Here is a 13,730-nt window from a genome sequence, read left to right on the forward strand (position 1 = left end):
GTCGCCGAGACATAGGTGATGCGCGCGTTAGGGAGCGCGTGCTGGAGGCGCAGCCCCGCGCGTCCCTGTTGGGACGCGGCGACGTCGCCCCGTTCACCCTTGCCGCCCGCGGCATTCTGCATGGCGTGCGCCTCGTCGAAGATGATCGCTCCCTCGAAATCGGAGCCCACCCATTCGACGATCTGCTTGACGCGGGAAACCTTCTCGCCGCGATCATCGGAGCGTAGCGTGGAATAGGTGGTGAATAGGACGCCTTCGCTGAGCGTGATCGGGCGCCCTTGCGGGAAGCGTGACAGAGGCGTGACCAGCAGGCGCTCCATGCCGAGCGCGGACCAGTCGCGTTGCGCGTCCTCGAGGAGCTTGTCGGACTTCGAGATCCACACCGCCTTGCGGCGACCTTGCAGCCAGTTGTCGAGGATGATCGCGGCCGACTGGCGGCCCTTGCCGACGCCGGTGCCGTCGCCGATCATGAAGCCGCGCCGGAAGCGCACGGCGTTTTCCGCACCGTCGCGCGCGGCGGTGACGAGATCGAAAGTCTCATCGACCATCCACGAGCCGGCGAGATAGTCGGAGTGAGCCTCGCCCGCGTAGATCAGGGTTTCGAGCTGGGCGTCGGACAGGAGATCGCGGATGTTGGCGGGGAGCTGCGGGCGATAGCTCGGCTTCGGCGGCGCGACGCTCGACATGGCGGCCGACTGGACCAGCTTGGTCGGATGGGGCTGGGCGCCGGGGATGCGGATCGCCTGCAATCCATATTCTTCATAGATAGCGTCGGAGAGGCGGCCGCCGTCCTCGGCCTGCGCGTCGATGATTTCATAGTCGAGCGGGACGCCATCCGGGTCGGCCGACGCGGCGGCGGGAGCAGTCCTGGCGGTGCGGTTCAGATAGCCGCGCACGCTGCGCGGGGCTGAAGGCGCTGCGGCCAGAACCACCATGGCCGGATCGACGGGAGCGCGCGCGGGCACCAGCGTCTCGATCCAGCCCATGAGCGTCGCCGTGTCGGGCGCGATGCCGGGAGAGGCCGGGAAGACGGTGGTATCCTCGGCCGGCAACTTGTCGATGACGGTCAGGCGCGTGGCGACGGTGGTGCCATGCTTGGCATAGACCGAACCGTCGATCGCGGCCGAGAAGACGACGCGGCCGCGTTCCTGCAGACGGGCGAAGGCCGAGGTCCAGGCCGACGCCTCGGGGCCGAAGTTCGCGCCGGTAATAGCGACGAGCCGCCCGCCGGGCGCCAGGCGCGCGAGCGCCGAGGCGACATGGCGGAACGCCGCATCGGCCACGCGGCCATCGACATGCGCCAGGGCCGAAAATGGCGGGTTCATCAGCACGACGGATGGGACGATGGCGGCGTCGAGATGATCGTCGATCTGCGACGCGTCGAAGCGGGTGACGGCGATGGCCGGAAAAAGGGCGGAGAGCAGCGCGGCGCGCATTTCGGCCAGCTCGTTGAGAACGAGCGTGCCGCCGGCGATCTCGGCTAGGATGGCGAGCAGGCCGGTGCCGGCCGATGGTTCGAGCACGCGATCCGAAGGCGTGATCGCGGCAGCGGCGACGGCGACGAGGCCGAGCGGGATCGGCGTCGAGAATTGCTGGAGGGTCTGACTCTCTTCGGAGCGGCGCGTATGGGTCGGGAAGAGCTGCGCGATCTTGCCGAGCAGGGGCAGCGCCGAGGCCGCGGAGCCGGACTTGCGCAGCAGCGCCCTGCCATATTTGCGCAGGAAGAGGACGGTCGCCGCCTCGCAAGCCTCATAGGCGGTTTTCCAGTCCCAGAGGCCGGTGGCGTCGGACGCGCCGAACGCGGTTTCCATGGCGCCGCGCAGCGTGGCGGCATCGACGCGCGCGCCGCGTTCGAGATGAGGCAAGATCAGCAATGCGGCCGCATGGACGGCGACGGCAGGATCGACGGGGGCAGCAAGGGGCGTTGCCGACAGCGCATCGGTGGCGGGGAAAGGTGCGTTCACGGGACTGTCCTCGGGAGAGCGAAAAACGGGAAAGCCCCCGGCGCTCTCTCTCGGACCGGACGGGCTCGAACCCGTCCCGGCCACTCTCTCCCTCTGAAGTCGTGGCGATAGCCGACATGAAAAAAGCGCCCGGCTGTGTAGCGGAGCGCTTGTTTTCCTGCGCTAGCCGACCTCTCTCAAAGGAGAACGGCCTGTGAACTTTGATGTTTAGAGCGCGAAGCTTCCGCGATCCGCATATCCAGCAGACCGGACTTGCAGCGCAGCAACTTCCGCCAAGCGGGATTTGCGGCAGCGGAAGCTCCAGTTCTTCCCGCTATCCGATCCCACTTGGAGCCAAGCGCCATTGCGACGCTCCAGCCATCCCGAGGCAAACAGGTCTCCCGCGAGGAAGCCAGCATTAGCCGCAGGAACCCAGCGCTCCCCATCCTTAGTCGGCCAAAAGGCGACGTGAACGGAGATTTCATCCCAGCCTGCATCCCAAAGGGATGCGATGGCGGGAATACCTTCAATCTCGAAGTGGAATACATGCGCGGACTGCTGCTCATGGAGTTCGCGAGGGGAGCCAGGCCAGCGATTGTCTCCTGGGCGCAGGGAGAACAAGCGGCGAGAAAGCGCGGCGTTGATGCCGGCGACCATAGCGTTACGCCAAGCGCGACGCCGGGGCGATTTTGAGTAATCGACCGAATGGAACCGAGCAGAGATGGTCTTGAGCACATCGGCGCTGGGTTCGATAGGCAGGTGGTCAAACATCATGTGCCGATCACCGGCTGACGTTTGATTTCCAGTCAGTTCCTCCCGACGCGACAGAAAAGAGGATTCGTCGAGCAGCACAAAGTCGGGGTCGCTCGCGTCGCCCTCGCGAACAGCCGCAATCAGCGAAGCATGAGTGCGAAAACCGCACGCGGCGGCCAGCGCTTCGCTGAGATGAGAAGACTTTTCGTTAGGGAAGCGGGCTACGAGCGCACGCTTTACGGCGCGAAGGCCGGAGTCAGTCAGAGAGATGGAAGTCAATGGATCGATCCTTCGTATCTGGGCCGATGTCCGCCGATTACACACCGACCGAATACGAATGGTCGATCACAAGGAGATATTGTCAGCTTTGACCCGGCGGCAGGTCAGGCGAGACGGCCTTCCACGGAATGTAGGAAGCCGACGGTAACGCTTCAAGAGCCAGTAAGGCTTCGAATGAGGCGGGAAGCGGCCGTTGCCACTTCCCGCCGTTCCGGTCATTCGGCCGCGACGAGAACGACTTGCTCGTCTTCGGCGTCGACGGATTCGTCATCCTCACCGCCGCCTGCCAGGAAGTCCGGCAGGGCCTCGCCGTCACCGTCGTCGCTGGCCCCGGCACCATCGTCGTCGAGATCGGCAAGGCGCAGCGGCTCGGGGAGCCAGCCGGTCTCGGCCAGCAGGCGCTCGGCTTCCTTCGCCATGTCGCCCTTCTTGAGATGGCCGATGAGCTGGGCGGCACGCTCGCCCGCGCCTTCGCGAACCGCTTCGAGGATGCGGGGCTTGGTCACGCGGCCGAGATAGTTATCGACCGTGGGCCTCCAGCCGCCATCGGCCACCATGTCGAAGCCGGTGGCGCGGGCGATGCGATCGGCACCCGACAGGCGGCGATCAAGGCCGAATTGCGAGACGCCGGAACCGCTGTGGGGGTTCGGCCGCTCGTAAAGCGCATTGACGCCATAGCTGACGCAATGGGCCAGCAGCGCCATCCGGCTCGCCTCGTCGAGCGCGGCGATCCAGTCCCAGAGCGCGCCTTCGTCGGAAGGAACGTCGGCCTTCCAGGCGGCGAAGCGTTCGTCGATGGCCTTGGCCGAGGGCGTGTCGCTAAGATCGGCGCCCTGCACTCCGAAACGCTGCTGACGCACGGTGATCTCCAGGCAGCCGGTCGGGGCCGAGTAGTGATAACGCTCCATCACCATGCGGTGCAGGAGCGCCGTCATCGCGACATGCGGATTGTTCGCCAGCGCGTCGTGGAGTGCGAGCGTGCGATGGGCGGTGAGTTCGATCACCAGCCGTTCGGGGAGCGGCTTGATGGTGTCATCCTCTTCGTCCTCCGCATCGACCGGCTCGCCGCCGATGGTGATGACGGCGCGCTGCACGCCGGCATGAGCGGCAACCGCGCCGGTCTGGGCGCCCGGTTCGCCATCGGTGGCGTTGTCCTGGTCCTCGACTTCGACGGGCGCCTCGTCCTCCGGGCGGACATAGCCGCGCGCGACGACGAGTTCGCCGGCCCGGCCGATGCTGATGAAGACGCCGGCGCGGGCGATCTCGGCCTCGTCGTAGATCGTCGGGCGCTTCTCGAAGGCGGCCAGCGCCGCCTCGATCTCGCCGAGACGCGCATCGACATCATCGGGCAACTCGTCGCAATCGGCGTTCTCGGCTTCCAGACGCTCATATTCCTCGCGCAGCGCCTCGCGGGTCGCGCGCTCGGCGTCGGTGAGGTCGAGGAAGGTGCCGGCGAGAACGCGCAGGCCGCGATCGTGGCCGTAGGGCAGATCGGTATCGACCGAGACCCACTTCCAGCCTTCGGCCGCCACCTCGTCGGCGATGGCCTTCAGCTTGTCGGAGACCAGCCGGTCGAGCAGCTCGAGGTTTTCCAGCCAGCCCTCTTCCTCGTCGGAGAAGAGGTCGCGCAGCATGACGCCGCCAGCCTGCTCATAGGCATCGACGCCGACGAACAGCGCGCGCTTGTCGTCGGTCGGAACCGTCGTCTCGGTGAGGAGGTCGCGGATGTGCCAGGCCTGGCGATTGTGCGAACGCTGGATCGCCTCCCAGACCTGCTCCTGGCGGGCGTGGTGGGGATTGACGGTGAACGCTTCCAGCATGGCAAGCGTCATCTCGCTGCGCGCATAGGCGTCCAGCAGAGACGGAGCGACACGGGCGAGACGCAGCCGCTGGGCGATGTAGCGCGGCGTGGTGCGATAGGCATCGGCGACTTCCTCCTTCGACATGCCATCGTCGACCATGCGCTTGAACGCCTTGAACTGGTCGAGCGGATGCAGCGCCATGCGGATGACGTTCTCGGCGTAGGAGTCGTCGACCGCCGAGGTCTTCGCATTGGCCTTCTTGACGAGGCAGGGAACGAGGCCGTCGGCGGGGAAGCGGCCTGCCGCGACCAGGCGCGCGATGGCGCGGTAGCGCCGACCACCGGCCGGGGTCTCGAAATCGCCAGTCTCGGCGCCGTCGGCGTCCAGCACCGCGCGGACATTGAGGCCCTGCACGATGTCCTCACGGCGGTCGATGTCATGGGTCAGCTCGTCGAGCCCGTCTTCGACGTCGATTTCGCGGACGTTGCTGTCGGACAGCCTGATCCGGTTGAAGGGAATGTCGCGCGACCGGGAAAATTCGATCATCGGGGCGACGGGGGTCTTCTTGCGTGCGGCCTTGGCCATGGTCTTCACTCCATAACGGACTCCGGGAGGCTCTCTCTCGGATCTCAATCCGTCACGAAGCGAAGCGCCGCCCTCTTCCTCTGAAGGGGCAGCGCCACGCACCAGGCCGGCAGACGGTCGATCACGCCGCCTCCCGCATGTCGCCATCCACGTCGAGCCCGCCCGCGTCCGGCAGGAAGGACAGGAGCCAGTCGGCCGCCTTGCTGGCCTGCGAGGCTGCGCGGACGATGGCGCGATTGTCCTCGCGCATCGTCTCGATCCACGCGCCGATATAATCGCTGTGCCGGACGGTGGGCGTGATCCCAAGCGCCGCGCAGCAGAAGGCGCTCGCCAGCTCCGCCAAGCATTCCTCGACGAAATATTTGCGTGATCCGAACGATCCGGACAGGTCGCGTGCGAGACGGCTGTGATGGCCACTGGCGTGACCGAGTTCGTGCAGCGCCGTCCGGTGCCAGTTAATCGGCTCGAAATAGGCAGCGGGCGGGGGCACCTGCACATAGTCGAGGGCCGGAACGTAGAACGCCCTGTCGCCGCCGATGCGGAAGTCGATGCCGGTCGCCTTGATGAGCGCTTCGACCTGGGGCTCGATCATGCCGGGCGGCGGCGGAGGCACGGCCGCCTCGATGTCGTCGGGCAGGCCGTCGCATTGCGCCGTGTTGAACACCGTGAAGCGTTTCAGGAAGGGGATCGCCTGCGCTTCCTCGCCGGCCTCGAAGGCACGGCGCTTCTCGTCCTCCGGCGTGAAGCGATCGGCATAGACGACGGTGGTGCCCCGCTCGCCCTTGCGGACATTGCCGCCGAGCGAGAGGGCCTGCCGGAAGGTGAGCCAGCCTTGCCCCGGAAAGCCGTGCTCGATGACGGCGCCCCAGAGGATGAGGACATTGATGCCGCTGTAGCTTCGCGAGGTCGCGGCGTTCCTGGGCAGGCCGAGCGGGGCCTTGGCGGCCGAGGTGCCCCAGGGCTGGACCCATGGCACGCGGCCGGCTTCCAGCTCGGCGATGATCTTGTCGGTGATTTCGTCATAGAGGTTCGCCCGGTCGGAGCCGGTGCGCGCGCGGCGATCATATCTGGACATCGCGGTTCTCCGCGACGGGCGCCGGAAGCCTCTCCTCCGGCTATCTACCCGTCACGGCAAACCCGATCCGCACTCTAACTCTCAGGGGGCGTTGCGGGGTCTCCCCGCAGAAGGGGTCGGCCGAGACCGTGGCTCGGCCGCAGGGGAAGGCTTTCCCCTTCATCGAACCGCCTTCTGCAAGAGGGTTCCTTGAAAGCTGTCAGAAAACTGCGTATATTTCTGACAGGAGAACGATGATGACTCGGCTGACCGAACAGATTCAGGCGTATGCGACGGGATTGCCCGAAGGCGCTCCCATATCTGCCAAGGGCTTGCTCCACCTCGGAAATCGCGCCGCTGTGGATCAGGCTTTGTCGCGTTTGGCCGAGCGCGGCCAGCTCATTCGTGCCGGTCGCGGCGTCTATCTTCGTCCCGTCACGGGTCGATTTGGCACCCGAGCGCCTTCGGTCGAGCAGGCCGTGGAGGCGCTGGCAACCCAAAAGGGAGAGATTATCGTCTCGAACGGGGCTGCTGCGGCAAACGCTCTTGGCCTAACGACGCAGGTGCCCGTGCGGTCGGTCTATCTGACGTCGGGACGCAGCCGAAAGGTGCACCTCGGCAAGCAGGTCGTGGAATTGCGGCACGCGCCACGCTGGCAATTGGCATTAGCGAACCGACCAGCGGGAGAAGCTGTCCGGGCGCTGGCCTGGCTTGGCCCGGAGAAGGCGGAAACCGCGCTCAGGACGCTGAAACGGAAGATGCCACCTGTCGCGTTCGGTGAGCTGGTCGCCGCCGCGCCGCAGCTTCCGACATGGCTTGCGCAGAGCGTCGGAAAGGCCGCTTATGGCTGACGCTTTTCTCCAGCTTTCGGCTCAGGACCGCCGCGAGGCGCTGGGCGTCGCGGCCGACCGTTCTGGCCGCCCCACGCATCTTCTCGAAAAGGATGTGTGGGTGGTTTGGGCGTTGGCGACCCTCTACGCGGCGCCGCTTGGCGAGCATCTTGTGTTCAAGGGTGGCACATCGCTGTCGAAAGTCTATCAGGTCATCCGCCGGTTTTCCGAGGATGTCGATCTGACCTATGACATTCGGGCAATCGCGCCTGATCTGGTCGGCGAAAACGGCGAAGCCTTGCCGACGACGCGCAGCGAGGAAAAACGCTGGTCCAGCGAGGTTCGCAAGCGATTGCCGGAATGGGTGGGCAATACCGTGCAGCCCGTAATCGCGAACGCCTTGGCCGCCGATGGTTTGGCGGCAGCAATCCGTGTCGAGGGCCACAAGCTCTTTATCGACTATGAGCCGACCACAACCGGCTCCGGCTATGTCGCGCCAAGCGTCATGCTGGAGTTCGGCGCTCGCTCGACGGGCGAACCGGCCAGCCTGCGCGAAGTCGCCTGCGATGCGTCCGGCCTAATCGACGGACTGATATTTCCAACAGCACGTCCGCGCGTCATGCACGCCGAGCGGACATTCTGGGAGAAAGCGACAGCCATCCATGTCTTCTGCTTACAGGGGCGGTTGCGTGGAGACCGCTTCGCGCGACATTGGCACGATGTCGCGCGGCTGGATGAAGCCGGCTTGGCGGAGGCGGCGTTTGCAGATCGCAAACTTGCGAACGCAGTCGCGCGCCACAAGTCGATGTTCTTCGCAGAAAAGGCCGCCGACCGCACTCCGATCGACTACGGGGCGGCCGTCAACGGCGGCTTGCTACTCGTGCCCATCGGCGATGGCGTGAAGGCGTTGGGGGACGACTATGCCCGCATGATCGAGGACGGGCTGCTATTCGACGATGCCGAACCGTTCGACAGCCTCATTGAGCGGTGCGCGCAGATTGCCGAGCGTGTGAACCAGGCAGGCAGATAGAATAATATCTGGGGGCATTGTGCGAATTTATCAAAGAAATATTTCTTCAATTTCTCAAGACTACGCTGCGTCTGGGGCAGCATTATCATTTTCAAGAACAAAAATAACGGCGGCGGGGGGCGGCAATGAAAGCATTTGAATTCGATCATCGTCTTATCGAGTCTTATGCCCGCTTTTCGCGGTCATTCAGCGCCGTTCGGGCTGACGATCTAAGGTTCCAAATCAACCAACAATATGATGAAGGCCGATTCTGGCCGGACGCCTTGTTGTCCATCAACCCTCGGTTTCTTCAGGGGCCGACCGCCGAAGAGCTGGTCGCCTCTGGCGATCTCGACGAAGCGACGGGCAGAATATTCAGGTTTGGACCAACGCCGCTGCGTTTTCACCGCCACCAGGCCCAAGCAATCGCAAAAGCTCGGGCAGGTCAAAGCTATGTAGTTACCACCGGAACGGGATCGGGAAAGTCGCTCTGCTTCTTTGTACCGGTGGTCGACGCGATCATTCGCGCGCGCAAAGCAGGGAAGGCTCGCAAAACCAGTGCGATCATTGTTTATCCGATGAACGCGCTGGCCAACAGTCAGATGAACGAGATCGAGAAGTTCATCTCCCAATCGGGGCTACCGAACGAATTCAAGCCGGTGGTGCGGCGCTACACCGGGCAAGAAAGCCAAGAGGAACGGCAGCAGATTGCCGACAATCCGCCGGATATTCTGCTCACCAACTTTATGATGGCTGAGCTGCTCCTGACGCGACAGGATAGTCTCGACACGAAGGTCATTGAGAACGCGAGTGGCCTGGAGTTCATCGTTCTCGATGAACTCCACACCTATCGGGGCCGTCAGGGCGCCGACGTGGCCATTCTCGTCCGTCGCCTTCGCAATCGTTGCACGCCAGACAAGGCGCCGATCTGCATCGGTACATCAGCTACCATGGCCAGCGAGGGCTCAGACGCCAATCGAGCACAGGCCGTGGCCGATGTTGCATCCCGCCTTTTCGGAGTCCCCATCGGGCTGGATTCTGTCATCGACGAGTCTTTGGAGCGGGCGACGGATGACCGGCTGAAGCTGGATGATGTGCGTTCAAAATTGGCTTCCGTGCTCGCATCTCCTCTGCCGGATGCGCTGAACGACGAGGTGCTGAAGGAGCACCCTCTGGCGGTTTGGACCGAATTGGCGATCGGCTTGGATGATGGACAGGAGCTGAAACGCAAGAAGCCAATCCCGTTTGAGGAAGCGGTGGCGCTCCTGTCGAAGGAAAGCGGCAAGGAGGCCGAGACCTGCCGGAGCTACTTTGAAGCATTCCTGACCCGTATCAGCCTGCCGGAAACTGATCGTGGTGGTCAGGGAACCGGCGCATTCCTGGCATTCAAGCTTCATCAGTTCATTTCGGGCGCTGGGGAGGTCTTCACCACCCTGACCAATAAGCCCAGAAGGGTACTCTTCGAGGGGCAACTTGAAGACCCTGACGCGCCGGGACATCGCCTGTATCCTACGCGCTTCTGCCGAACATGTGGACATGAGGCTCACGTCGTCACCAGAACCGACGACGTCTCGGGTGTTCTATTCATTCCCAGAAACATCGATGACGCCCCCCTAGACGATCAGGAAGCTGACACCGCCGGCTATCTTATCCCTACAGGGGACGGCGACCCCGACTACATCTTCACCGGGGATGTCGAGACCTATCCCGAAGAGTGGCGCGAAGAGCGACAGGGTGTTGAACGACTGAGGGCGAACAGGAAGGGGCGAATACCGCAGTCAATCTCGGTCGCCCCCGATGGCCGCCCCGCGTCAACGGGCAAAGCCTTCTGGTTCATCCCCGGCAAGTTCGGCTTCTGCCCGTGCTGCCTCGACCAGCCGCATCCTAGCATGAGAGAACGCAGCAAGCTTGCTGGCCTGTCGGGCGAGGGACGTAGCTCTGCCACGACTCTGCTGGTTTCGACAGCTCTGGAATGGATGAACAGCCACAATAGCGGCGTTCCCAAGGAGAAGCGAAAGCTCCTTGGTTTTACAGATAACCGGCAGGACGCCGCGCTCCAGGCAGGCCATTTCAACGACTTCCTGTTCGTCAGCCTGTTGCGCGGCGCAATACTACGCGCCGTCTTAGACGCTGGTGACGATGGGATAACGGAAGACGAATTCGGCCTGAGAGTGGTCAAGGCGCTCGGCTTTACCGCAGGTAATCGGGAAGCCCGGATCCATTGGATGTTGGATGCCGAAGCCGGAGCCGTGGTTCGCGAAGACGCGCAGCGATCCCTTGCAAAAGTCCTTGCTCACAGACTCTGGACGGACTTGCGGCGGGGATGGCGTTACACGAACCCGAGCCTCTCTGTCCTCAAGCTCATCGATGTTGCGTTCATCGGCCTCGATGAGGTTGCGGAGGATTCCGAGCGCCTCAGGACCATCTCGCCCGCGCTTGCCATGCTGAGCGTTTCGCAGCGCAAAGAAATGCTGAAAGTCCTTCTCGGCGCCATGCTCGATGGCCTGGCAGTCGGAACCGAGGCGCTTGATCTGACCGTCCTCGACACCGTTGCCCAGAAATCCCGAAATCTCTTGCGCACACCCTGGTCCATCGACGCGAAGGAAACTCCAAGGAGCCGCACGACCTTGTTTCTTCAGGCTCCGGGCAAGGACCGGGTGGGACTCCGGGAAGAGCAAACGATCGTTCGCGCCGGGCATAATTCCCGTATCGGCCGCCTGATTAATCGCAGGGACTTTTTCGGAACAAAGCTTGGTAGAGACGACTACCTGACCGTCTTGACGGGCCTGATGGAACTGTTGGCCCGCGAGGGTCTGGTGTCGCGGGTTGACATAGAGGCGGACCTGCAAGGATGGCGCCTGTCACCATCGACCGTTCGGATCGTTCCTGGTGAAGCCGTCCGGTCTGGCACGGCCAAGGGAAATCGCTACTTCCACGATCTCTATCATCAGATTGCTGCTGATCTGAAAGCCGGCGGAAGCAGCTTTTGGGGGCTTGAGGGTCGTGAGCATACGGCGCAGGTCTCCCAAAGGCAGCGCGAATGGCGCGAATGGCGCTTCAGGTATGAGAAGGAAGACCGGGAAAACCTCGTCCAGAACGCCGCCGAACTCAACGCGGTGGGGGAGTCCGACCAATTCCTGCCGGCTCTCTTCTGTTCTCCGACCATGGAGCTTGGCGTCGATATTTCGGCGCTGAATGCCGTCTATCTGCGCAACGTGCCGCCGACGCCGGCGAACTATGCGCAGCGTGCTGGTCGGGCCGGCCGTTCCGGACAGGCCGCCGTCATCGTGAGCTATTGCGCTGCTCAATCGCCGCACGACCAGTATTTCTTCGAACGACGCGATGAGATGGTGGCCGGGGTCGTTCGTCCGCCTGCACTCGACATCACAAATGAAGAGCTTGTGCGTTCACACTTACACGCAATCTGGCTCGCTGAAGCGAAACTCGCCCTCTCGCCGGACATCCCCGAAATCCTCGATCTGAAGGGGACCGGCTATCCGTTGAAGCAGGAAGTTCAGGACATCATCGATCAGCCCGCACTCGCTGTGGCGGCACACGCCCCGATGAAGCGCGTGCTCGATCAGATTCTTGCATCCGTGGATGGCCGAAAGCCAGCTTGGATGAATGATCCCGACGATTTCGTGTCTGCCGTCGCTCACCGTGCGCCCGAGGATTTGGATCGTGCCTTCGACCGCTGGCGCGAACTCTACAATTCCGCCCGAACGCAATTGATGGAAGCCAATGCCCGTTCCGAGATCACCGGGCTTTCCGGCGCGGATCGCCGCCGCATCAAAGCGGCGCAGATGCAGGCAAGCGACCAGATCACCATCCTGGAACAAGGCAAGGCCTCGAACGGATCGGACTTCTATTCCTATCGCTATCTTGCGACCGAAGGCTTCTTGCCGGGCTACAATTTCCCGCGCCTGCCTCTCTATGCCTTTATCCCTGGCGAAGGCAAAGCGGGTTCATTCCTCCAGCGTGCCCGTTTCCTGGCCATTTCGGAATTTGGGCCGCGCAGCCTGATTTACCACGAAGGACGCGCCTACCGCGTCATGAAGGCGAAGCTGCCGCCGGAAGTCCGGACAGGAGATGGGGCTGAATTGGCCACGAAAGACATCTTCATCTGCTCGAACTGCGGTGCTTGCCATGACGGCGAGGTTGAACGGTGCCACGCCTGCAATACCCCGATAACGGACAAGGACGCTGTGCAGAAAACGCTGCGGATTGACAATGTTGAAGCCGCGCCCGCCGAGCGTATCACGGCAAACGATGAAGAGCGGGTCCGGCAGGGCTTTGACATTCAGACTGTTTTTTCCTGGCCGAAACGGGACGGCCGCGCGCAAATTACCGAAGCCGACTTTCGTTGTGAGGATGTCTCGATCCTCAATCTGCAATATGCGAACAGCGCCGAGATCAGTCGTATCAACAAGGGGTTGAAACGACGCGCCAAGCAAACCGCCTTTGGGTTTTATATCGATCCGCGCAACGGCTATTGGGCAAAGGCGGATGGCGAAGATCCCGATGTCGATGTACCGCCCGATGTGGTGAGGCCGGTTCGCATCGTCCCCATCGTGCGCGACCGTAAGAACGCGCTGCTTTTCCGTTTCAACAATCCCGCCAACTATGCGCCCGAGACCATTGCGACGGTCCAACATGCTCTCATGAGAGGCATCGAGATCGTCTTCCAGTTGGAGGAGGGCGAGATTCTCGGTGAGCCGCTCCCCGCCCGCGACAATCGCCGCGCTGTCCTTGCCTACGAAGCCACGGAAGGCGGTGCAGGCGTGTTAAGCCGTCTGATCGAAGACTCCCATGCGCTGGGGAAAGTCGCTCGGGAAGCATTGATCCTGATGCACTTTGATAGGGTCGATGAGGCCATCGCCGCAGGCGATGCCAAGCTGCTCGTCGATCACGATAAAGAGTCGTGCGTCCGAGGCTGCTATCGATGCCTGCTTTCCTATTTCAACCAACCCGATCACGAGTTGATCAACCGGACGCACGAGGAAGCCAAACAGATGCTGGTCGATCTCGCGCGTGGCCAGGTCGTACTTGCAATGGCGGATCGACCGATGGGAGGCGGGGAATGGGCGACCGCCTTCAAGGAGGCAGGGCTTCCTGCCCCGGATGGCTCCGCCATAAAGTTTTCCGATCAGGAAATGAGTTTCGCATGGCGCAGCCATTTCGTCGCCGCTTGTATCTCTCCCTTAACGGCGGCAGCACAGCAGGACGCGGAAACCAAGGGCTGGACGCTGTTCGAGTTGCCGGAAGCCGTCACTGCGGGCGTGCCCGACGCGATGCGTTCGATGTTCGGGGAATAAAGTGATGACAGTGAATTTTGCTCCGGGAGACTTGGTTCGAGCGCGTGGCCGTGAGTGGGTTGCACTTCCGTCATCGCAGCACGGCGTCCTCACGCTCCGCCCCCTTTCAGGGGGCGGCAGCGATGCAGTTGTCCTCGACCCGGCTCTCGAACTTCTGCCG

The 13,730-nt window shown here is 63.0% G+C and carries 7 protein-coding genes; 3 read left to right on the top strand and 4 right to left on the bottom strand.

Going from position 1 to position 13,730, the window contains the following annotated elements; translation table 11 throughout:
- The 4 genes from ACKUUH_RS12725 to ACKUUH_RS12740 form a co-directional block, all read right to left on the bottom strand.
- Positions 1–1,964: strawberry notch-like NTP hydrolase domain-containing protein (locus tag ACKUUH_RS12725; protein ID WP_407950294.1), on the bottom strand; the 1,964-nt coding region annotated here is incomplete at its 3' end.
- Between the two features lie 207 nt (positions 1,965–2,171).
- Positions 2,172–2,975, bottom strand: a complete 804-nt coding sequence (locus ACKUUH_RS12730; protein WP_407950295.1) for a hypothetical protein — start codon at positions 2,973–2,975, stop codon at positions 2,172–2,174.
- 215 nt (positions 2,976–3,190) lie between these two features.
- Positions 3,191–5,362 (bottom strand): ParB/RepB/Spo0J family partition protein, encoded by a 2,172-nt coding sequence (locus tag ACKUUH_RS12735; protein WP_407950296.1) that lies wholly within the window; start codon positions 5,360–5,362, stop codon positions 3,191–3,193.
- Between the two features lie 121 nt (positions 5,363–5,483).
- Positions 5,484–6,437, bottom strand: coding sequence for an ArdC family protein (locus ACKUUH_RS12740; protein ID WP_407950297.1), 954 nt, complete (start codon positions 6,435–6,437; stop codon positions 5,484–5,486).
- A 236-nt stretch (positions 6,438–6,673) separates the two neighbouring features.
- Here ACKUUH_RS12740 and ACKUUH_RS12745 point away from each other — a divergent pair, with 236 nt between their 5' ends.
- From ACKUUH_RS12745 to ACKUUH_RS12755, 3 genes are all read left to right on the top strand, one after another.
- Entirely contained in the window at positions 6,674–7,267 is a 594-nt protein-coding gene (locus ACKUUH_RS12745; protein ID WP_407950298.1) for a DUF6088 family protein, read from the top strand.
- Complete coding sequence (locus ACKUUH_RS12750; RefSeq protein WP_407950299.1) at positions 7,260–8,276, top strand: nucleotidyl transferase AbiEii/AbiGii toxin family protein; 1,017 nt, start codon at positions 7,260–7,262, stop codon at positions 8,274–8,276. The genes ACKUUH_RS12745 and ACKUUH_RS12750 overlap by 8 nt, the downstream gene beginning before the upstream one ends.
- Positions 8,277–8,401: 125 nt before the next feature.
- Positions 8,402–13,570: a DEAD/DEAH box helicase gene (locus tag ACKUUH_RS12755; protein WP_407950300.1), complete on the top strand. Its 5,169-nt coding sequence runs from the start codon at positions 8,402–8,404 to the stop codon at positions 13,568–13,570.
- Positions 13,571–13,730 lie beyond the last annotated feature (160 nt).

It is taken from the genome of Parvibaculum sp., from assembly GCF_045863935.1.
Lineage (GTDB): Bacteria > Pseudomonadota > Alphaproteobacteria > Parvibaculales > Parvibaculaceae > Parvibaculum.

Excerpts from the sequence above, each read along its gene's own strand:
- ACKUUH_RS12735 (WP_407950296.1), bottom strand. The coding sequence starts at position 5,362 with ATGGCCAAGGCCGCACGCAAGAAGACCCCCGTCGCCCCGATGATCGAA.
- ACKUUH_RS12740 (WP_407950297.1), bottom strand. The coding sequence starts at position 6,437 with ATGTCCAGATATGATCGCCGCGCGCGCACCGGCTCCGACCGGGCGAAC.
- ACKUUH_RS12745 (WP_407950298.1), top strand. The coding sequence starts at position 6,674 with ATGACTCGGCTGACCGAACAGATTCAGGCGTATGCGACGGGATTGCCC.
- ACKUUH_RS12750 (WP_407950299.1), top strand. The coding sequence starts at position 7,260 with ATGGCTGACGCTTTTCTCCAGCTTTCGGCTCAGGACCGCCGCGAGGCG.
- ACKUUH_RS12755 (WP_407950300.1), top strand. The coding sequence starts at position 8,402 with ATGAAAGCATTTGAATTCGATCATCGTCTTATCGAGTCTTATGCCCGC.